Origin of the sequence: Frigoribacterium sp. 2-23, from assembly GCF_049601585.1 — a bacterium.
Classification (GTDB): domain Bacteria; phylum Actinomycetota; class Actinomycetes; order Actinomycetales; family Microbacteriaceae; genus Frigoribacterium.
This window is the reverse complement of record NZ_CP187126.1, coordinates 137909-157830: the sequence shown is the minus strand read 5'-3', so window position 1 is coordinate 157830 and position 19922 is coordinate 137909. Positions and strand designations below refer to the sequence as shown.

General features: G+C 70.6%; 22 protein-coding genes. 12 read left to right on the top strand and 10 right to left on the bottom strand.

Annotated elements, in window-relative coordinates:
• The first annotated feature begins 81 nt into the window (after window positions 1-81).
• From ACPEEZ_RS00770 to ACPEEZ_RS00755, 4 genes are all read left to right on the top strand, one after another.
• Entirely contained in the window at window positions 82-1401 is a 1320-nt protein-coding gene (locus ACPEEZ_RS00770) for an MFS transporter (protein WP_423921432.1), read from the top strand.
• Window positions 1401-2198 (top strand): SDR family NAD(P)-dependent oxidoreductase, encoded by a 798-nt coding sequence (locus tag ACPEEZ_RS00765; RefSeq protein WP_423921429.1) that lies wholly within the window; start codon window positions 1401-1403, stop codon window positions 2196-2198. The genes ACPEEZ_RS00770 and ACPEEZ_RS00765 overlap by 1 nt, the downstream gene beginning before the upstream one ends.
• 87 nt (window positions 2199-2285) lie before the next feature.
• Entirely contained in the window at window positions 2286-3398 is a 1113-nt protein-coding gene (locus ACPEEZ_RS00760) for a ketopantoate reductase family protein (protein ID WP_423921427.1), read from the top strand.
• Complete coding sequence (locus tag ACPEEZ_RS00755; protein ID WP_423921424.1) at window positions 3395-4570, top strand: M20/M25/M40 family metallo-hydrolase; 1176 nt, start codon at window positions 3395-3397, stop codon at window positions 4568-4570. Before ACPEEZ_RS00760 ends, ACPEEZ_RS00755 begins: the two co-directional genes overlap by 4 nt.
• Window positions 4571-4684: 114 nt before the next feature.
• Here the strand turns inward: ACPEEZ_RS00755 and ACPEEZ_RS00750 are convergent, their stop codons facing one another.
• Window positions 4685-5545, bottom strand: a complete 861-nt coding sequence (locus tag ACPEEZ_RS00750) for a sugar phosphate isomerase/epimerase family protein (RefSeq protein WP_423921422.1) — start codon at window positions 5543-5545, stop codon at window positions 4685-4687.
• Window positions 5546-5739: 194 nt separating this feature from the next.
• Between ACPEEZ_RS00750 and ACPEEZ_RS00745 the strand changes: the two genes are divergently transcribed.
• From ACPEEZ_RS00745 to ACPEEZ_RS00730, 4 genes are all read left to right on the top strand, one after another.
• Window positions 5740-6798 (top strand): Gfo/Idh/MocA family protein, encoded by a 1059-nt coding sequence (locus ACPEEZ_RS00745; protein ID WP_423921419.1) that lies wholly within the window; start codon window positions 5740-5742, stop codon window positions 6796-6798.
• Window positions 6799-6843: 45 nt separating this feature from the next.
• Window positions 6844-7968 carry a LacI family DNA-binding transcriptional regulator gene (locus ACPEEZ_RS00740; RefSeq protein WP_423921416.1) on the top strand — a complete coding sequence of 375 codons (1125 nt, stop codon included), beginning with the start codon at window positions 6844-6846 and terminating at the stop codon, window positions 7966-7968.
• 107 nt (window positions 7969-8075) lie between these two features.
• Entirely contained in the window at window positions 8076-9119 is a 1044-nt protein-coding gene (locus ACPEEZ_RS00735; RefSeq protein ID WP_423921413.1) for a hypothetical protein, read from the top strand.
• A 1-nt stretch (window position 9120) separates the two neighbouring features.
• Window positions 9121-9948 carry a hypothetical protein gene (locus ACPEEZ_RS00730; RefSeq protein WP_423921410.1) on the top strand — a complete coding sequence of 276 codons (828 nt, stop codon included), beginning with the start codon at window positions 9121-9123 and terminating at the stop codon, window positions 9946-9948.
• On the opposite strand, the gene ACPEEZ_RS00725 is transcribed toward ACPEEZ_RS00730, so the two are convergent.
• Window positions 9942-11021, bottom strand: coding sequence for a hypothetical protein (locus ACPEEZ_RS00725; protein ID WP_423921408.1), 1080 nt, complete (start codon window positions 11019-11021; stop codon window positions 9942-9944). The genes ACPEEZ_RS00730 and ACPEEZ_RS00725 overlap by 7 nt on opposite strands.
• A gap of 253 nt (window positions 11022-11274) precedes the next feature.
• Here ACPEEZ_RS00725 and ACPEEZ_RS00720 point away from each other — a divergent pair, with 253 nt between their 5' ends.
• Genes ACPEEZ_RS00720 through ACPEEZ_RS00710 form a run of 3 tightly spaced genes read left to right on the top strand, consistent with a single transcriptional unit; the run spans window position 11275 to window position 14074 of the window.
• Window positions 11275-12309 carry a methionine ABC transporter ATP-binding protein gene (locus ACPEEZ_RS00720; protein ID WP_423921405.1) on the top strand — a complete coding sequence of 345 codons (1035 nt, stop codon included), beginning with the start codon at window positions 11275-11277 and terminating at the stop codon, window positions 12307-12309.
• Complete coding sequence (locus ACPEEZ_RS00715; protein ID WP_423921403.1) at window positions 12306-13109, top strand: methionine ABC transporter permease; 804 nt, start codon at window positions 12306-12308, stop codon at window positions 13107-13109. The genes ACPEEZ_RS00720 and ACPEEZ_RS00715 overlap by 4 nt, the downstream gene beginning before the upstream one ends.
• Window positions 13110-13156: 47 nt before the next feature.
• Window positions 13157-14074, top strand: a complete 918-nt coding sequence (locus tag ACPEEZ_RS00710) for a MetQ/NlpA family ABC transporter substrate-binding protein (protein WP_423921400.1) — start codon at window positions 13157-13159, stop codon at window positions 14072-14074.
• A gap of 157 nt (window positions 14075-14231) precedes the next feature.
• Here the strand turns inward: ACPEEZ_RS00710 and ACPEEZ_RS00705 are convergent, their stop codons facing one another.
• Window positions 14232-14963, bottom strand: a complete 732-nt coding sequence (locus ACPEEZ_RS00705; RefSeq protein WP_423921398.1) for a S1 family peptidase — start codon at window positions 14961-14963, stop codon at window positions 14232-14234.
• 154 nt (window positions 14964-15117) lie between these two features.
• Between ACPEEZ_RS00705 and ACPEEZ_RS00700 the strand changes: the two genes are divergently transcribed.
• Window positions 15118-15762 carry a TetR/AcrR family transcriptional regulator gene (locus tag ACPEEZ_RS00700; RefSeq protein ID WP_423921395.1) on the top strand — a complete coding sequence of 215 codons (645 nt, stop codon included), beginning with the start codon at window positions 15118-15120 and terminating at the stop codon, window positions 15760-15762.
• A 27-nt stretch (window positions 15763-15789) separates the two neighbouring features.
• Here the strand turns inward: ACPEEZ_RS00700 and ACPEEZ_RS00695 are convergent, their stop codons facing one another.
• From ACPEEZ_RS00695 to ACPEEZ_RS00665, 7 genes are all read right to left on the bottom strand, one after another.
• The gene (locus ACPEEZ_RS00695) at window positions 15790-16059 is read right to left on the bottom strand and encodes a hypothetical protein (protein WP_423921393.1); all 270 of its coding nucleotides are present in this window, start codon (window positions 16057-16059) and stop codon (window positions 15790-15792) included.
• 70 nt (window positions 16060-16129) lie between these two features.
• On the bottom strand, window positions 16130-16462 hold the full coding sequence (locus tag ACPEEZ_RS00690) for a hypothetical protein (RefSeq protein ID WP_423921390.1): 333 nt from the start codon (window positions 16460-16462) through the stop codon (window positions 16130-16132).
• A complete protein-coding gene (locus ACPEEZ_RS00685; protein ID WP_423921388.1) occupies window positions 16459-16797 on the bottom strand; it encodes a hypothetical protein in 339 nt (112 codons plus the stop codon). The genes ACPEEZ_RS00690 and ACPEEZ_RS00685 overlap by 4 nt, the downstream gene beginning before the upstream one ends.
• Window positions 16798-16897: 100 nt before the next feature.
• Window positions 16898-17125: a PLDc N-terminal domain-containing protein gene (locus ACPEEZ_RS00680; RefSeq protein WP_423921385.1), complete on the bottom strand. Its 228-nt coding sequence runs from the start codon at window positions 17123-17125 to the stop codon at window positions 16898-16900.
• 121 nt (window positions 17126-17246) lie between these two features.
• Window positions 17247-18185, bottom strand: coding sequence for a nucleoside hydrolase (locus ACPEEZ_RS00675; RefSeq protein WP_423921383.1), 939 nt, complete (start codon window positions 18183-18185; stop codon window positions 17247-17249).
• Window positions 18182-19021 (bottom strand): ribokinase, encoded by an 840-nt coding sequence (locus ACPEEZ_RS00670; RefSeq protein ID WP_423921380.1) that lies wholly within the window; start codon window positions 19019-19021, stop codon window positions 18182-18184. The genes ACPEEZ_RS00675 and ACPEEZ_RS00670 overlap by 4 nt, the downstream gene beginning before the upstream one ends.
• Entirely contained in the window at window positions 19018-19908 is an 891-nt protein-coding gene (locus ACPEEZ_RS00665) for a nucleoside hydrolase (RefSeq protein WP_423921378.1), read from the bottom strand. Before ACPEEZ_RS00665 ends, ACPEEZ_RS00670 begins: the two co-directional genes overlap by 4 nt.
• Between the last annotated feature and the right edge of the window lie 14 nt (window positions 19909-19922).

The following is a 19922-nucleotide window of genomic DNA, read 5'->3' as shown; positions in this document are numbered from 1 at the left end:
CCTCCCCCGCGACCCGCGCCTCCCGGTGCATCGCACCATCCTCCCCCGCACCACTCACGTCCCCCTCGAGAGAGACCGCACATGAGCACAACCGCAAGCGCAACCGAGTCCGTGCACGACACGAAGCTCAGCCCCAAGGGCCGCAAGGCCATCGTCGCCGGCAGCATCGGCAACGCCGTCGAGTTCGTCGACTGGGCGCTGTACTCGACGTTCTCGTCGATCTTCGCCCACCACTTCTTCCCGCCCGGGGACGACCTCGCCGCGCTGCTGTCGACGCTGGCGATCTTCGCCGTCGGCTTCATCATGCGACCGATCGGCGCCGCCGTCATGGGCAGCTACGCCGACCGGCACGGCCGCAAGAAGGGCCTGCTGCTCACCATCACGCTGATGGCCAGCGCGACGCTCGTGATCGGCATCTCGCCGACATTCGCGCAGGTGGGCTACCTCGCCCCGGTCATCCTCGTGCTGGCCCGCCTCGCGCAGGGCTTCGCGGCGGGCGGCGAGTTCGGCTCGGCCTCGGCCTTCCTCGTCGAGTCGGCGGCGCCCAAGCGGCGCGCGTTCGCCGGGTCGTGGCAGCAGGTGTCGGTCGCGTCCGGCGTGCTCATCGCATCGGCGCTCGGCTACGTCATCACGACGGCGTTGCCGGCCGAGGCCGTCGACAGCTACGGCTGGCGCATCGCCTTCGTCGCGGCCGCGTCGCTGGGCTTCGTCGGCCTGTGGCTGCGTCGCTCGGTGGAGGAGACGACGTCGTTCGCGACCGGTGTCAGCCGCGTCGAGAGCGCCGGCTCGGCCGACCGCCGCAACGCGTTCGTGCGCATGGTCAAGGACCACCCCAAGGCCACGCTGCGGGTCTTCGGCATCACGATCGCGGGCACGCTGCTCTACTACCTGTGGGTCAACTTCATGCCGACGTATGCGGCGGTCACGACGGGCATCCCGCTCAACCAGGCGCTGCTCGCGAACGTCATCGCGATGGTCGTGTTCATCTGCCTGCTGCCGTTCGGCGGCATCCTGTCCGACACGATCGGCCGCAAGCCGACCATGGCGGCCTTCGCCGGTGGATTCCTGCTGTTCGCGTGGCCCGCGTTCACGTTGCTCGACGGCAACTTCTGGACCCTGCTGGCCATCGAGCTGATCGGCATCGTGTTCTTGGTCGGGTACTCGGCGAACTGCGCCGTGATCATGGCCGAGCAGTTCCCGCCGGAGGTGCGGGCCACCGGCATCGGCCTTCCCTATGCCCTGGCCGTCGCGATCTTCGGCGGCACGGCGCCCTACATCACCACCTGGATGAACACGAGCGGATACGGCGGCTGGGTCTGGGCGTACGCCGCCGCGGCCGCCGCCATCGGCCTCGTGGTCTACCTGACGATGCCCGAGACGAAGGGCAAGGTGCTCGACTGATGCGGCACGTGCTCGTGACCGGGGCCGGCTCCGGCATCGGACGGGAGATCGCGCTCACCTTCGCCCGCGCGGGCGAGGCGCTGACGATCGCCGATCGGAACGCCGACCCCCTCGAGGAGACCGCGTCCCTCGCCCTCTCGGCCGGCGCCTCCGCGTGTGCCACGACGACCGTCGACCTGCGCGACGGCGACGCGGCCGACGCGCTGATCGGGTCGGCATGGGCGACCGCGCCCGTCGACGTGCTCGTCTCGAGCGCGGGCGTCTACCCGGCGACCCCGTTTCTCGACCTCGACGCCGCGACCTGGGACCTGGTGCTCGACGTCAACTCGCGGGCTCCGGTGCTGCTGACGGTCGCGCTCGCGCGGCGGGCCATCGAGGCCGGCCGCGGTGCCAGCGTCGTCAACATCTCGTCGGGTGCGGCGTTGCGGGCGCGCCCCGGTGCCCTGCCGTACTCGACGTCGAAGGCCGCTCTCGAGGCGGCGACCCGCGCCTCCGCGTTGGAGCTCGGCCGGTACGGCATCCGCGTGAACGCCGTCGCACCCGGGTTCGTGACGGTCGACTCGGCCGTCAACCCGGTGACCGACGAGTACGCGGAGGCCGTCGGCGACAACCCGCTCGGCCGACGGGGCAGCCCGGCCGACATCGCACGCGCGGTCGCCTGGATCGCGGGCGACGAGGCCGAGTGGATCACGGGCGAGGTGCTGCGCGTCGACGGCGGCTCGTCGACCGGAGCCTGGCGCCTGCCCGAGCACTGGGCGGCCACGAGCGCCGCCGATCTGGGTCGCAGCGCGCACTGAGCGTCGGCGGTACCGCCGCCCGGCCCGCGCCTGCGCCCGCGCTCGCGCTCGCGCTCGCATCCGCGCTCGCATCAAGGAAGGAACCCCATGACCACCTCCACCACACCGCAGTACACCGTCGTCGGTGCCGGAGCGATCGGCGGCACCCTCGCCGCGCACCTGCACCTCGCCGGAGCCGACGTCCACCTCGTCGACGCCGACCCCGAGCACGTCGCCGCGATCCGCGAGCACGGCCTGCGGATCGAACAGCCGGGCGACGAGCTGATCGCGCGGATGCCGATCTCGACCCCCGACGACGCCCCCGAGCGGCTCGGCGCCGTGCTGCTCGCCGTCAAGGCGCAGGCGACCGACGGCGTCGCCGCGTGGATCGCGCCGCGCCTCGCCGACGACGGCTGGGTCGTCTCGATGCAGAACGGCCTCAACGAGGCGACGATCGCGCGGCACATCGGCGCCGAGCGCACCGTCGCCGCGTTCGTCGACCTGTTCGCCGACGTGATCGCGCCGGGTGTCGTCAAGGACGGCGGCATCGGCGACATCGCGCTGGGCGAATACTCCGGAGGCGCGAGCGAGCGGGTGCACACCCTCGCGTCGGATCTGCGGCACTGGGGCAGCCCCGTCGTGTCCGACAACGTCCAGGGGTTCCTGTGGTCGAAGCTCGGCTTCGGGTCGATGCTCGTCGCGACGGCCCTGGCCGACGACGACATGGGCGACCTGATCGACCGTCACCGCGTCGGCATGCACGCGCTCGTCCGCGAGGTGCTCACCGTCGCGCGGGCCGAGGGCATCGTGCTCGAGGGATTCGACGCGTTCCTGCCGGACGAGTATCTGGGCGACGCGGCTCTGGGCGACGCGGGTCTCGGCGACGCGACGGGTGCGGGTGACGCGACCCGTGCCTCCTCGGCTGGTCCTCGCGGCGACGCCGCCGAGGCTGCGCGCGCGGATGCCGCGACCGACGGCCTCGTCGCCTGGCTCGCCCGGCAGACGAAGAAGCGCTCGGGCATCTGGCGCGACATCGCCGTGCGCGGTCGCCGCACCGAGGTGCCGACGCAGTACGGCCCCGTGCTCGAGGCGGCGGAGCGGCACGGCCTGCCGACCCCGCTCGTGAGCTGGTTGGTCGACACGATCGTGCGACTGGAGACGCACGAGATCGAGATGGGCGACGACCATCTCGTCGAGCTCGATCGGTTGGCGAGCGCATGAGCGCGCTGACCGGCCCCCGGCTCGACACGCTCGTCGACGCCGCCGAGGCGCGTCGCTCCGAGCTCGTCGCCGACGTCACGGCCTACGCCGAGCAGGAGACCCCGTCCGACGACCTCGCCGCCCTGGCCGCGGGGCTGACCTGGGTGCGCGCGTACGTCGCGTCGCACCTGGGCGCGCCCGAGGCCGAGCGCACCGTGGCGGGCGGGTCGCAGGGCGACATCGCCGTGCTCGACTTCGCGGCGAGCGCCGGAGGCACGGGTCGGGTCGCGATCCTGTGTCACTACGACACGGTCTGGCCGTTGGGCACCCTGGCCGACTGGCCCGTCACGATCGACGGCGACCGGCTCACCGGCCCGGGTGTCTTCGACATGAAGGCCGGTCTCGTCCAGGTCACGCACGCCATCGCGATCGCGCGGTCGCAGGGTCTGCCGCTGCCGGCGATCCGGCTCGTGCTGAACGGCGACGAGGAGATCGGCTCGCTCGCCTCGCGCCCCGTGATCGAGGAGGCGGTCGCCGGCGTCGACGCCGTGCTCGTCTTCGAGGCGAGCGCAGGAGGCGCGCTCAAGACCGCGCGGAAGGGCGTCGGCCTGTTCTCGGTCACCACCCGCGGCATCGAGGGGCATGCGGGGCTCGACCCCGAGAACGGGGTGAGCGCGATCGACGAGATGGCGCGCGTGATCCTGACGTTGCACGGCTCGGCGGACCTCGCGGCCGGCACGAGCGTGAACGTCGGCACGATGTCGGGCGGGTCGCGGTCGAACGTGACGGCCGGTGTCGCCCGGGCGTCGGTGGACGTGCGGGTGACCGCCGCGCCCGAGATGGAGCGGATCGACGCGGCCTTCGCGGCGTTGACCCCGCGCAAGGCGGCGGCCGGCATCTCGGTCGAGGGTGGCTGGAACCGCCCCGTGATGGCTCGGAGCGACGGCACCGCCGCACTCTTCGCCGTGGCCCAGCAGGTCGCGGCCGAGCAGGGCACCGCCGTGGAGGAGACCTCCGTCGGCGGCGCCAGCGACGGCAACTTCGCCGCGGCGCTCGGCCTGCCCGTGCTCGACGGCCTCGGCGCGGTCGGCGACGGCGCCCACGCCCGGCACGAGTGGATCTCGATCGACGGCATGGTCGAGCGGACGGCGCTGGCCGCGGGCCTGCTCGCCCGCCTCGGCGGCGCGGGCTGACGCCGAGACAGCCCGAAGTCGCCGAGACACCCACGAATCCCGGGGTGTCTCGGCGACTTCTGGGTGTCTGGGCGAACGCGCGGCGGCGGCCGCGCCGGCCGCGCGGGCGGCGCGCTAGAAGAGCTCGGCGAAGCCCATCGCGACGAGGTTGTCGTACGACGTCTGCAGGCACTCGAGGGCGGTGCGGCCGTAGCGCTGGTCCTGCTCGACGAGCAGGTACTTCGCGCCGACCTCGCCGGCCGTCGTGATGATCCCCGGGAAGTCGAGGTTGCCCTCGCCGACCTCGCCGAACTGGATGTTCGACGTGAACGCCTCCGTGAACGCGTCGTGGTCGCCGGCGTCGAGTGCCGCGAAGGCCCGATCGGGCAGCAGGGCGACGCGGTAGTCCTTGAGGTGCACCATCGCGACGCGGCCGCGGTACTTCTCGAGCGTCCGTGCCGGGTCGAGGCCGCCGCGGGCGACCCAGTGCACGTCGATCTCGAGCCCGACCCTCGGCGCCCGCTCGGCGATGATGTCGAGCATGTAGCGCCCGTCGAACTTCGTGAACTCGATGTGGTGGTTGTGGTAGTACAGGTCGATCCCGTGCTCGGCGAACCGTTCGGCGTAGGCGTTCGTCCGATCCGAGAACTCGAGCACCCGGTCGAGACTCGCCATCGCGGGGATCGGCAGCATCCCGATCCGTACCATGCTCGCGCCGAGAGTCTGCGCGTCGGCCACGATCTTGTCGAAGTCGTCCGCGAGCGAGTCGTTGTTCGCGCTCGACGACGAGTCGAGCGCCGCCGACAGCGACGCGATGTCCATGCCGAGCTCGTCCCTGGCCCGCCCCAGCTCGGCGACGTTGTCCGGCGTCATCGGGATCTGCGAGACCTCGACCGCGTGGTACCCGATCTCCGACACCCGCCGGAGCGTCTCGAACGGCCCCGCCTCCGCGAAATCGTCCTTGAGCATCATCGCTTGGACACCGATCTTCGGCATGAATCCTCCTTGGTCCATGACTGGTGCGGTCAGCCTACGTCTCGGTCCCCTGGTTTTGTCAATCGGTTGCCAGACCGTGACCAGGCGGATATCGTCGGCGGTGCCGCCCGGTCTCGACCGGTCCGGCTCCCGATGACGCGAGCAGACGGTGTACGAGCAGACGCCGTGCACGAGCAGACAGAGAGCGGTGACCCATGTCAGATCGACGAACGGCCGGAGGCGCGGGCCGGGTCGACCACGCGCCCCTCCGTTCCGCGGTCGTCGGCCTGGGTGACATCTCGGCCCTTCACCTTGACGCCCTCTCCGGGCTCCCCGACGTCGAGCTCGTCGCGGTCTGCGACGTCGACGCCGACCGTCTCGCGACCGCCGTCGCGCCGGGCGGCCCCGCCGAGGGGGCGACCCCGTTCGCCGACTGGTCGACGATGCTCGACGAGGCCGGTCTCGACGTACTGCACGTCTGCCTGCCGCATCATCTGCACGCGCCCGTCGCGATCGACGCGCTCGAGCGGGGCGTGCACGTGCTCACCGAGAAGCCCGTGGCCGACTCGAACGCGGCGGCCGACGCCCTCCTGGCGGCTGCCGAGGCCTCGTCGGCGATGCTCGGCGTCTGCTTCCAGAACCGGTACAACGAGCCCGTGCTCGCCCTCCGGCGACTGCTCGACGAGGGCGAACTGGGCACCCCGACGGCCGCAGCGGCGACGGTGATCTGGCACCGCACCTCCGGGTATTACGCGGCCGCCCCGTGGCGCGGCGCCTGGGCGACGGCCGGGGGCGGGCTGCTGATGAACCAGGCGATCCACACGCTCGATCTCGCGCAGTGGCTGCTCGGTGACGTCGTCGGGGTGGAGGGGCACGCCGCGACCCGGAGGCTCGGCGACGTCATCGAGGTCGAGGACACCGCCGAGATGCTGCTGACACACGAATCCGGCGTCACCACGGCGTTCTACGCAACGCTCGCACATGGCCGCAACTCTCCCGTCGAGCTCGAGATCGTGACCGACACGGCGGTGGCGCGCCTCCGGGACGACCTCGTCGTGACCTACGCCGACGGGCGCGAGCTCACCGTCGCGGCCCCGGTCGCGGAGGGCGCGCGCTCGTACTGGGGCGTCTCGCACGCGGCCCTCATCACGGACTTCTACGACGCCGTGGCCGCCGGGCGGCCCTTCTGGATCGACGGCCCGGAGGCGGCCAAGACACTGCGCACCATCCAGAGCGTCTACGACACGTCGTTCCCCGACCGGGTGCAGCGCTGACGTGTTGCGGCGCGTCGCGCACCCACACAGTGAGATCGTGGAGACATGACCCGTGACCTCGACGCCGCCGCCGCGCCTCCGGACGAGAGCACGGCCGAGAGCGCAGCCGAGAGCACGCACGAGACGCCGGACGCGACGCCGGGCGAGGCGCCCGCCCCGCCCCGCCGCCGTGCGGGCTCGGCGCCCACGATCTACGACGTCGCGAAGCTCGCCGGGGTCGCGCCGTCGACGGTGTCCCGCGCGCTCGGCAAGCCCGGGCGCATCACCCCGCGCACGCAGATGAAGGTGCAGGCCGCGGCCGACGAGCTGCAGTACCGCTTCAACCCGATGGCCCGCGCGTTGCCGACCGGTCGCAGCAGCACCCTCGGCATGCTGGTCGCCGACTTCACGAACCCGGTGTTCTTCGAGATGGTGCGCGGCGCCGAGCACCTCGCGGCCGATCACGGGTACACGCTGATCCTGTCCGAGTCGGAGGAGTCCGGGCCCCGCGAGGCCGAGCAGGCGGCCCGGCTCCTGCCGTCCGTCGGTGGGCTCGTACTGGCGACGACGCGGCTCACCGACGACGAGATCCTGTCGTTGGCCGCCGCGAAGCCCGTCGTGCTGATCAACCGCGCCGTGCCCGGCGTCGACAGCGTCGTGTCCGACGTCGCGCCCGGCATCGACGCCGCCCTCGAGCTGCTGCACGATCTCGGTCACCGGTCGATCGCGTACCTCGCCGGCCCCGAGCTCGCCTGGATCGGCCGCCGCCGCTGGGATCATCTGCTCGCCGCCGCCCCCGCCCTCGGCATGCGCATCGTCGAGATCCCGACGTCGTCGCCGACCATCGAGGGAGGCGCCGATGCCCTGACCCGGGTGCGCGCCTCCGGGGTCACGGCCGTCGTCGCGTACAACGACCTCGTCGCGATCGGCCTGATGCAGGCCGCGAAGGAGGCGGGGGTCGGCGTGCCCGACGAGCTCAGCATCGTCGGCTTCGACGACATCTTCGGGGCGAGTCTGACCTCCCCCTCGCTGACGACCGTCAAGACCGAGCTGCGCAGCATTGGCGCCCGGGCGATGGGCAAACTGCTGGACGCCCTCGGCCCGGACGACGGCCGCCCGATGTCGGTCGACGAGGGCCCGGTCCCGACGGTGCTCGTCCGGCGGGAGTCCACGGGGCCGGCCGCGCGCTGATCGCGGGCGCCGCGCCTCCTCGTGGCAACCGGTTGACACGCACGGGGCTTGTTCTGTAAGACGTGTAGTTTTTCACGAAAGGGAGTTTTTCACTGTACAGTGAAAAAGTGCTCTACCTTGAAAAACAGGCTCTACACCTGCTGCAAGCCGCGCTCCCCCAGTTGCGGATTCGTGCTGCTCAGGCACCTGATGGAGCCAACGTCGAGATCGGCATGCCGAACGGCGACACACTGCCCGTCGATCTCGTGTGGGCGGGGTCGGGGTTCCCTCGTGATGTAGAACGAGCATTGCGCCATCTTCCGCAGTCGATGACCAACCCCACCATCGTCGCCGCGAAAAGCTTCTCGCAGGGCGCCCGCCGGCTCGTCGCCGAACCTGGTCTGAGCTGGATTTCCGCCGACGGCGCCGCGAACCTGCAACTCGGCAATGTCGTCGTGGAACGGGACGGATTCTCGATGCCGAAGGGCGAGGTCAGACCCGAGGGGGGGCCACGCTGGTCTCCCGCCATCGCTTCTGTGGCCGAGACCATTTTGGTGAATCACGTGAGTGCGAACAGCGACCCCATTCCACTCACGATGGAGCTCGCTCGGAGATCAGGTCGGTCGCTCGGGTCGGCCTCGAATGCGCTCCGTGAATTCGATCGATTGGGTTGGACAACACCTCGAAGCGCGTCCCGTGGGCCCTCCGCCCGACGTCACCTGTCGAACCCGTCGGCAATGCTCGACTCCTGGTCGGCATGGGCAAGTGCCGCCGTTCGCCCCGTGCACGTCCATTCGTTCCACCGAGATCCCGAGCAGTCGGCAGCTGCTCTCCGTACCGCCTTCGGCTTGCGGATCGCATTTGGCGGTCGCTTCGCTGCTTCGCTGGTCGCCCCCTTCTCCTCCTCCGTCACCACTCTTCGCTGCTACCTCGACGGTCGTCTCGATAACGCAGATGACGCGTCGCTCTTGCGGTCCGCAGGCATGACGCCGTCGCCCGAATCGAATCGGATCGAGGTCATCGACAACGCGACCAATATCGTGAGGGACGCGCACGTCCGTCGCGAGTTTCAGCTCGCCTCTTACATTCGCGTCTATGCCGACCTCCTTCGCGACGGCGTCCGCGGGGAAGAGAGCGCGACTCATCTCAGAGACACGGCCATAGGTTTCTGAGATGGCACCAGCTGAATCACGCGATCGGCGAACCCGCGATCTGGCTTCACGTGCGTTCGCTCGACTGCTCGACGCCGTAGGCCCCCACTGGCAGGACATGGTCCTGATCGGTGGTCTCGTTCCAGACACCCTCGTCGACGGGGACGAGCCACATCAGGGCACCCTCGACGTCGATGTCTTGCTCCCGCTTGCGTTGCAGTACGACCAAGATGACGATGACTTCGGCTGGCTCGAAATCGCCCTCCAAGCGGCCGGATTCAGCCGCGCGAACGAGGGCACGGGTTGGCGATGGCTGACGGACGTCGATGGCTTTCCTGTCGTCGTCGAGTTCCTTACCGACGTCCCCGACTCGCAGGGCCAAGAGATCGTTCTCCCCGGCACCTTCGCGGTCACAGCCATGAATCTCGAGGGCCCCGGGCCAGCGCTTCGCAACACTCGAGTCGCGGACTTCGGCGGAAAGACCGCGCGGGTAGCGGGAGTCGGAGGGTACCTCGCGGCCAAGGCAGCGGCGATCGTCGGACGAGGAAAGGCGAAAGATCTCTACGATTTCGCCTACGTCGTCGTCAATGGCGTTCGTGAGTCAGCGACCGCTGTAGCACTATCTGCCGCAGCCGCCTCACACCCCGACGCTGCGTGGCATCGCGACCCCCGGCACGATATTCGTGCAGCGATCGGTCTCTACACACATCTGCAGAGCGACGGGCCTCGGCACTACGCGGCGGAGTCCCGTGCAGCAGGATCATCGGAGAGCGAAGCCGACCTCGCTCTCGACGCCGTCATCGCCGTGCGGCAATTCGTTGACGCCTTCGAAACGGCGATCGGTCAGTGACGGAAGGCCTCGACGGCCCGAATCAATCGGCCCAGCACCCCAGGTCCTGTTGCCTCACGAGCGTGCGCGTCTAGATCCGCCAGGCGGTGACGCGCCGTGCGCTCACTTCGCGCGAGGTCGTCGTGCAGAATTCGAGCAAGAGCACCGCCCAGCGAGCAATCGATAAGGCGTTGCGGTGCAGTCGTGGGTAGACGAACGAAGGCCGTGGGCACGAGCAAGCCGATGAGAAAGACGACGGCCGTCCCGAGGGCCGCGGACGGGACCAGAACCATGAGATTCAAGCCAGCGACGAGAACAAGGCAGACGTAGAAGACAGAGGCCCAACATCGCGTCCATATCCGCGTCGATTGAGATTCCTGAACCAAGGTCGAGGAGGTGAAGTTCGCGAGGAGGAAGAGGGCGATACCGACGACGGCCGTCGCCAGCGCAAACCCGGTAGCGCTTGCCCGAAGTGAAACCGGCCAGAGAACCGCTGCCTCCATGAGTCCCACGCCTGCTGCCCATACGACGAGGCAGGAGTAGGCGCGGAGCGTCGTCGACGTGGGTCGAGGTGCTCGCGCTCGTTGATCGAGAACCCGCCGCAGCTGGGCCACGGCGATATCACGTTGGGCGTTAAAGGCGGGAGCCACGAAACGAGCGCATTCCACCGCGACGCCCCACGTGATAGCCCCGACAGGGATCACGACAAGAAGCGTGGAAAGGGTGTCGACGTCAGCGAAGACAGCAGCGACCGCTAGTACGACGATGGCGAGGGCGGTGAGCGCGAGAAGTCCTCCCAAAAGTCCGAGCACGCGGCGGAGGCTTGACCTCGCCCTTTCGGCGCGAAGGACGACCTGCCCGCCGACCGTGAGCCCGAGCAAGGCCAAGGCCCATCCAGGAAACTGCAAAATGGCCGATCTTCCGACGTCGCTGAGATCCGCACCGGCGCGAGGCATCCAATCGAATCGAGGGTTTCCACCCGATCGAGGAAGATCCGCGACGCCTGCACACCAACTGATCATCATGAAGAGCACGGCGGTAGCAAGAAGGATCAGCACGTTGATATGAACTCGAGAAACCGGGATGGGTTCCACGTCATCGTCTATTACCTTCTTGCTCTCCGTCCGCATGTGTCCACAGTCACATGAGCAACTGACATCACAGGCCGTGCGTCCGGTTGACACGAGCGGGCCGGTGCCGCCGCGACGCCGAACCCGCGTCACAAACCGACTCCCAGCGTCATGCAAAGACGCGATGCTTTCGTTGCTCGACCGCGCCTCCCTATGCTCGGCCGCACCTCGTGGAACCCCGCGGGGCGCATGCCCGCCGACCCCCGGGAGGATCACCGTGATCAGCCTCGACGCCCTGACGAAGGTCTACGAGACCGCCGCCACGCGCACCACCGTGCTCGACCACGTCGACTTCTCCGTCGCGTCGGGTGAGATCGCCGCCGTCGTCGGCCCGAGCGGCGCGGGCAAGAGCACGCTCGCGCAGTGCGTGACGCTGCTCGAGCGGCCGACGTCGGGCTCCGTCGTGGTCAACGGCGACGACCTGACCCGTCTCGGCGAGCGCGATCTGCGGGTGGCGCGGCGACGGATCGGCACCGTCTTCCAGTCCGACGGCCTGTTCGGCCGACGCACCGCGGCCCAGAACGTCGCGCTGCCGCTCGAGTACCTCGGAGTCACGAAGGTCGAGACGAAGCGCCGCGTCGCCGAGCTGCTCGACCGCGTCGGACTCGCGCACCGCGCCGACGCCCGCCCCCACGAGCTCTCGGGCGGCCAGCGTCAGCGCGTCGGCATCGCCCGTGCCCTGGCCCTGCGCCCGAGCGTGCTGCTCTCCGACGAGGCGACCTCGGGTCTCGACCCCGCGTCGACGGCGTCGATCGTCGGACTGCTGCGCGAGCTCCGCGACGATCTCGGCCTGTCGATCCTGTTCATCACCCACGAGATGGACACCGTGCTGCAGATCGCCGACAGCGTGGCGCGCCTCGACCACGGGCGCATCGTCGAGCGCGGCCGCGTGCTCGACCTGCTCCGCGAGCCGTCGTCCCCGCTCGGAGCCGCCCTCCGCCCCGTTCGCTCCGCCGCTGCCGCGCCCGACGGCACGAGCACCTGGCGTCTCGACTACGTGTCCGACGACGTGCCGTCCGACTGGCCCGCGCGGCTCGGCGCGTCGGTGGGGGCGACGGTGTCCCTCCTGGGCGCGTCGATCGAGACCGTCGGAGGCGCGATCGTCGGACACGCGACCGTCGCCGTCCCCGAGACGGCCGGCCCGCGCCTGCCCGGGGTCGCCGCCGCGCTCGGGCTCCGGGCCCGCCCGGCCGCGCCCACCCCGGCCCGCGTCACCGCCCCCGCCACCCTCGACCCGGAGCTCGTCCGATGATCCTCACCGCCCCTCCTCTCGTCCCGTCCCTCCTCGCCGCGGGGGCGACCCCGTCGGCGGCCTACGACAACTCGGTGCCGCTCGCTAAGATCCCCGCGCTGGTGCTGCCGGCGCTCGGCGACACGTTCGTGATGGTCGGTATCGTGATGGCGATCGTCGTGCTGGTCGGGGTGCCGCTCGGGGCGCTGATCCACAACATCGGGCCGGCCGGGCTCGTGCCGAACGCTCCGGTGCACACCGTGTTGAGCGCCGTGATCAGTGTGTGGCGGTCGCTGCCGTTCTTGATCCTGATGGCGTCGATCGTGCCGTTCACCCGGTTCGTCACGGGCACGAACATCGGCATCGCGGCGGCCGTCGTGCCGATGTCGATCGCGGGCATCGCGTTCTTCACGCGGATCGTCGAGAACTCGCTGCGGAGCGTGCCGTCCGACCGCATCCGCGTCGCGACGGCGAGCGGGGCCTCGCGGTTGCAGATCGTCCGCACCGCCCAGCTGTCGGAGGCGCTGCCCAGCCTGATCGGCGGCCTCACGATCAACACGATCGCGATGATTGAGTACTCGGCGATCGCCGGCACGATCGGCGCCGGCGGCATCGGCTACGTGGCGGTCACCTACGGCTACCAGCGCTTCGACCACACGGTGATGATCGTCACGATCGTGCTGCTCGTCGCCACGGTCGCGGTCGTCCAGCTGCTCGGCGATGCCGCGGTGCGGGCGACCAGCCCGGAGCCGATCGCGCGGCGTCGCTGGTGGCGGCGTCGGGCGACCGACCTGCCACCGGTCGCCGCCGTCGCCGGCTGACCCGCACCTCCTTCTCTTCTCATCCCACTCTCTTCCCAAGGACTGCCATGACCGACCACACCCCCACCTCCACCCCCGATTCCGACCACGACCACGGCTTCGAGCTGAAGAAGCGGAGGCGCTGGCCCTGGTTCGTCGCCGGAGCCGCCGTCCTGGCCGCCGCGGCGGCGTCGGTGATCATCCCGTTCGCGTCGACTCCGGGGTCGGCCAACACCGAGGCCGGGGCCACGCTGACCGTGGCGACCGCGGAGGGCAACGCCTCCGAGCAGGCGCTCGTCCAGTTCGTCGCCGAGAAGGTCGCGCCGAAGTACGGCATCACGGTCGCGTTCAAGGGACTCAGCGACAGCAACACGATCAACCGCGCCGTGAGCGACGGCGAGATCGCCGGGACCGTCTACCAGCACAAGCTCTGGCTGAGCCAGGTGCTCGCGTCGAACCCCGACTTCAAGGAGGAGGCGGCGACGCCCGTCTTCCGCTGGGGCTTCGGGCTGTGGTCGTCGAAGTACACGAGCCCCGATCAGCTGCCCGACGGGGCGACGGTGTCGCTGTACTCCGACCCGGCGAACGAGGCGCAGGGGCTCTGGGTGCTCGAGCGGGCCGGGCTGATCACGTTCAAGAGCGGGGTCGACAAGTCGCACGCGACGCAGGACGACATCGCCACGAACCCGAAGAACCTCAAATTCACGCTGCTCGACTTCGCGGCCCAGTCGCGAGCGCTGCCCGACCTCGACGCAGCGGTCGGCTACACGGAGTACTACCTCGCCGCGGGCGTGCCGATCGAGCAGCAGATCTTCGCGCCGGCCGCTCCGGACGAGTTCGCCGGCCAGCTGACCATCGGCAGCGACTTCGCCGACTCGGCCAACATCCAGAAGCTCGTCGAGGCGTTCAAGGACCCGGCCGTGCAGGAGTTCCTCGCGACCGACCCGCGCGTCAAGGGCATCCTGCTGCCGCTCGACGCGAAGTAGCGCCGGAGGCGCGGTGCGCGTCGCCCGCGCCGGGTCGCGTCGCGCAGGCGGCCGGCTCGCGCGCCGCGTGTGGTCCCCGTCGCGTTGCACCCGACGAGGGACGAAGCAGGGGCGGGCCCGCGCCTCCTTCGTCCCTCGTCGGGTGTCGTGCTGCGGTCTACAGCCCCGCGGTCGAGCGGATCCACGACGCGGACTGCGACAGCAGCGCGTAGTTCGAACCCGCGCGGGTGTTCGCGCCCGGGTCGGCGCTGTCGCCGGTGGAGCAGACCGCGACGATCTTGCCGTTGACGATCAGCGGGCCGCCGGAGTCGCCGTGGTTCGAGGCGCCGGTCACGCCCGTGACGTGCTGCGCACGGCCGTTGTACGCGTCGGTCGAGGCGCCGGTGAGGGACACGGAGGCCTGGTAGAGCCCGTCCGACTGGGTGGCGTTGGCGCGGAGGCCGTAGCCCTGGATCGTGCCCGTCCCCGAGCTCGTGGCCGAGGCCGCCAGGTCGAGCGGCGCGTACGACGACAGGGCGTAGGGCGAGCGCAGGTGCACGAGGGCGATGTCGCCGCTCGGGGCCGCCGTGACGCTGTCGACCGCGACCGCGGTGCCCTTGTTCGTCGTCGAGTTGGAGTGGTAGACGTTCATCGCGCCGATGCCGTCGATGCAGTGCCGCGCGGTGAGCACCCACGACGCGTTGATCTGCTCACCGGTGCAGTTGCTCACGTAGCCCGCCGGGATCGACCCGCCCGACGCCTCCACCTGGACGGCCCACGTCGTGGCCGGTGCCTTCTCGCCGCCGACGACCTGGATCGAGGGGGACGCGGCCGAGGCCGGGCCGGCGGTGAGCAGGCCTCCCGTGACGAGTGCGAGAGCGGCGAACGTGGTCGCGATGGACTTCTTCATGCGGATCTCCCAATCCCGAGGCGTGGTGACTCGTCACACGATCGTGGCCCCCGAACAGGGGTCAGCGCAGTCGGCACTTCAGCGGACCTCGGCGCCGCGCCTCCGGCCCGAACGGGGCGTAGCGGTGCCGCCCGTCACCTGCTCAGATGAGAGGGTGAGCGAGACTTCCGATGCACTGCCCGACGCCCTGCCCTTCAGCCAGGACACCGAGATCAGGGTCCGTATCGTGCGGGCGGTCATCGACGCGTTCCGCACCCGGGCGTTCCACGAGACCACGTTCGACGTGGTCGCCGAGATCGCGGACATGCCCGTCGAGACGGTGCGATCGTTCTTCCCCGGCTGGGACGGGCTCGTCATGGCGGCGGTCGACCGCTGGAACGCCGAGCGCATGCAGCCGGTGATCCCGCTGATGAAGCAGTACGGGACCGTGCGATTCCTGCGGGGCATCGTCGAGCAGAACGTCCAGGACCCGTCGCTGATGCGCCTGCTCACGTCGCTCCTCAACGTCTCGGCGACACCCGATCACCCCATGGCGCCGACGCTGCAGCACGAGTGGCACAAGTTCCACGCCCTCGTCCTGCAGGGAATCGTCACCGACATCGCCATCGGCCGCGAGCCCGAGACCATGCAGCCCGAGCGCGGCGCCGAACAGCTCATCGCGCTCTACGAGGGCCTGCAGATGCAGTCGATGGTGCGACCGCGGATGGATCTCGTCGCCTCCTACGACCGCGCCGTCACGCGCCTCCGCGCCGGCTGGTCGCAGACCTACGTCGAGCACGTCTGGGACCTCGGGCACTAGGCGTCGGGAGCGTTGCGGGCGACGCCGTCAGCGGAACGCGGTGCCGCTGGCGCGCAGCTCGAGAGCGACGGCGTCGACGGCCGCGATCAGGCGCTCTCCCTCGTCGACGTGCTCGGGAGCCGCGGCACCGGCGTCACGGCCCTTGCCTGTCGCCCACGGCGTCGTCACCGGAGCCCCGAGGGCGCGGAGGTCGTCGCGCGTCCAGCCGTCGCGGAGCGGTCCCCGCGCTGAGTCGAGCCGCCGCGCGCGATCACGGTCGTCGTAGGGACCACCCAGCACGCGCCTCCACCACCCCATGTCTCGATGGTGCCACGGCGACGGTGCGCGGTGATCTGGCACCGTGCCTCCGGTCGCGCTGACATCCCCGCTAGGAGGAGTGCTGCTGGGCCGCCCACCGGTCGGCGATCAGTGCCTGGCCGACCGTCGCCCACCATCTCAAGCTGACCGCGCCGTCGCTCATGCCGCTGCCGATGCGGTAGCGCTCGACGCGCACCGCCTCGGCGCCGTGGGCATCGAGCTCGTGCCCGGTGAGCTGTTGGAAACCGTCGGCAAGGAGGCGGTTGGTCGCGAACCATGAATCGGGCATGGGCGTCTCCGCGTACAGTTCGCCGAGCTCGCGCCAGAGGTGCGGGTCGCCGCGGAAGCCCCATTGCTCCGGCTCTCGCGTGAAGAGCGACCCGAACGGCTTCGTGGCTTTCATGGGTTCCTCTCGTCGCTGGTACCGGTGCCTGAGCCTGAGCCTTTTCCGCCCTGACGCGTGCCGCCGTCATGGCTGTCCCGATCCGCTTCACGTTGCTGTGGTCCAGATCGCAGGAGCCCCGGGAAACGGGCGATCGCGATGACGCCGACGAGCACGAGCCCGATCGCCCACTGGACCGCGCGACCGACCCAGTGCGCCGCATCTCCCCACATGCCGTGATCGCCGAACCGCGATCCGGGTAGCAGCGAGAGCACGACGACGGCCACGATCACGGCGGTGGCGTCGCGCGCGAACAACAGCCGTTGCCGGCGGCGCGCCCCCTCTGTCGTCCCCACACGTCCACCCTAGTTTCACACCGGAAACGGGACGATGTACGCCCGTGCCCGCGCCTGCTACGTCCCTTCTCCGCCGTATCCCGAGGCGGCGCGCGAGGCGTCAGCCGCGCTGGATGGTCCCCGACGCCGCCGTGCGGTCCGCCGACGCCTTGCCGTAGACGAGCCAGGCCACCGGGCCGATCAGCGGCAGGATCAGCGAGAACACGGCCCAGGCCGCCTTGCCTCCCGTGGTGAGTCCGCGGGACGAGAAGATCGTGGTCGCCGTGTAGATCCACAGGGCGAGCAGCAGAACGGTGACCCCGACGATGACGACGATGTGACTGTCCATCCGACGAGTCTGCCACTCGACGATTGCTCATGCCCGGCGGTGGCGGTCACCGCAGGAGAACTCTCCGCAGACACGACCGACGGACGAGGAGGCGCGGCGTGGGCCGGGCAGGTCGCCCCGGCTACCCCGCGGCAGGGCTGAGCAAACGCTCCAGGAGGTGCTCGGCCGCCCCGGCCGTGACCGACGCGACCCACGACGTCGTGCCCTGCGTGTCCGACGTCACGACGGTCCTCCCGTGCTCCACTCCCCCGTCGTCGGTCACCCCGAGCGGCGCACGGAACGCGCTCGTCGGCTGGATCGCGTCCACGGCCACGGCGGCGGCGAGCGGGTCGTGCAAGATGCAACAGCGGTCGCCAACGACGGTCTCGTAGAAGTCCATGTACGTGGTGAGCATCCGCCCCACCGCGACGGTCGCGGGGTCGGTCGAGGCGAGCAGGCGATCCTGCTCCGCCGGCGTGAAGCTGTGCTGTCGCGTGACATCGAGCGGGACGAGCACGACGGGCCACGGTGCCCGGAGCACGAGGTCCGCCGCCCGGGCGTCGTTGTGGATGTTCGCCTCCGCATGCGCGGTGACGTTCCCTGACACCCTGATCGCGCCTCCCATGATGTCGACGCGCGCGACGCGGCGCGTCAGGTCCTCGTCGTGATCGAGGGCGATCGCCAGGTTCGTCAGCGGGCCGATGGCGAGCACGCGGAGTGTTCCGACGTGCTCGCGGCTGAGCCGGGTCAGCATCTCGTGCGCCGCCTCGGCCTCGGGTGCGCGGGTCGCGGTCGGCAGCTCGACGCCGCCGATGCCGTTGTCGCCGTGCACGTGAGGCGCGCCCGCGTGCGGCTCGCCGTCGAGGGCATGTTCGGCCCCGATGGCGACCGGGATGTCGGCGCGGCCGGCGAGCTGCAGCAGGTCGAGCGTGTTGCGTGCGGCCCGCACCGGGTCCGTGTTGCCGTGGACGGTTCCGATGCCCACGATCTCGACCTCGGGGCTGTGCAGCAGGTACAGCAGCGCGAGGGCGTCGTCGATGCCGGTGTCGCAGTCGAGATAGAGGGGGATGCGCGTCGTCATGACCTGCTCCGGTATCGGTCGATGTGCTCGAAGGCCGGCTGCGCCGACGGCACACCGACGGCGACGGCGCCGACCCGGCAGGCCGTCGCGAGAGCCGTGGCCTCGTCGACGCCCTCCAGCAGCCCTACGGTGAGCGCCGCGGTGAACGCGTCACCGGCACCGACCGTGTCGACGACACGCGTCGCCGTGCCAGCGGCTCGGTGGAGAAGCCGGTCGCGTTCGTAGAGAGCCGCCCCGTCCGCGCCGAGGGTGACCGCGACACGGCGTGCCGCGGCGAGCTCGGGCAGGGCCGCGTACTCGGTCTCGTTGACGACGAACAGGTCGACCCGGTCGATCAGGTCGGCGGACAGGTGGAGGGCCGGTGCGGCGTTGAGCACGACGGTTCCGCGGGCCCGCCGCACGAGCTCCTCGACGGTCTGCACCGGGGTCTCCAGCTGCAGGAGGAGGGCCGTGTCGGGGTCGTCGAGCAGGGACGCGCCGAGATGCGCGTTCGCGCCGGGACAGACCACGATGGTGTTCTCGCCGTCCGCGTCGACCGAGATGAGGGCCGTGCCGGTGGCCTCGTCGACGACGCGGAGGCCCGCGGTGTCGACGCCCGCGGCCGCCAGCTCGGCGCGGACGAAGCGGCCGTCGGCATCGTCGCCGATGCATCCGACGAACGACACGGCGGCGCCGAGTCGGCTGGCCGCCGCGGCCTGGTTGGCCCCCTTGCCGCCCGCCTGCCGACGGAGACGACCGCCTCCGATCGTCTCGCCCGGGGCGGGCAGACGCTCGACCGTGGCGACGAGGTCGACGTTGACGGACCCCGCGACGACGAGGCTCGGGGCGGGACTCATCGGGCGGGCTCGGATGCCGCGGTGCCGGCCGCGATGATGCCCGCGACGATGCGGTCGGCGACCCCGACCCCGTCCAGGCCGATGACGATACGGGTCGCGCCGTCGCCCTCGTCGAAGGTGGTGGCGCCGTCGTCGGCGACGCTGATCCGGCCCTGCGGCGAATAGTCGAACAGATCGGGGTCGGTCATGGTCAAGACGGTAACCGGATCGTGCGGGACATTCCACGTGGCGTCCCAGTAGCGCCACCACTGCTCGATCTCGGCGAGCAGGATATGACCGAGATCGCCCGCCGTCGCGATGCGGGCGAGCGCCTCCTCCTCGATGCGCACCAGGCGCGTGACCTCGAGGGCCGACACGGTGGTGGGGATGCCCGCCCCGAAGACGATGCGCGCGGCGTCGACGTCGCTGCGGATGTTGTGCTCGGGCTCGTCCTCGCCGAAGGCGCCACCCATCACGTAGAGGTGCTTCACGCTCGCGGCGAAGCGGTCGTCGAGGCCGATGGCCGCGGCGATGTTGGTGAGCGGGCCGATGGCCACGACGTCGATCGTGCCCGGTGCCGCGACGACCTGGTCGACGAGATAGCGCACGGCGTCCTCGGACGCGACGGTCTCGGTGTCGAGGTCGTCGAAGAGCTTGCCCTCGTGCCCGGCCCACCAGACCTCCTTGCCCGAGAGGGTCTCGCTCAGGCCGGCGTGCACGGGCCCGGCCCAGCCGGCCGTGCCGGCGATGCGGGCGGCGAGGCGAGCGCGCAGCAGCGTGTCGCCGTAGTTGGTGGTGACGCCGAGCAGTTCGGCGGTGGGGGTGCCCACCAGCAGGGCGAGGGCGAGGGCGTCGTCGACGTCGCTGCCGATGTCGGTGTCGAGGATGACGTGGTGGTCGAAGGTCATGGGGGTTCCTTGAG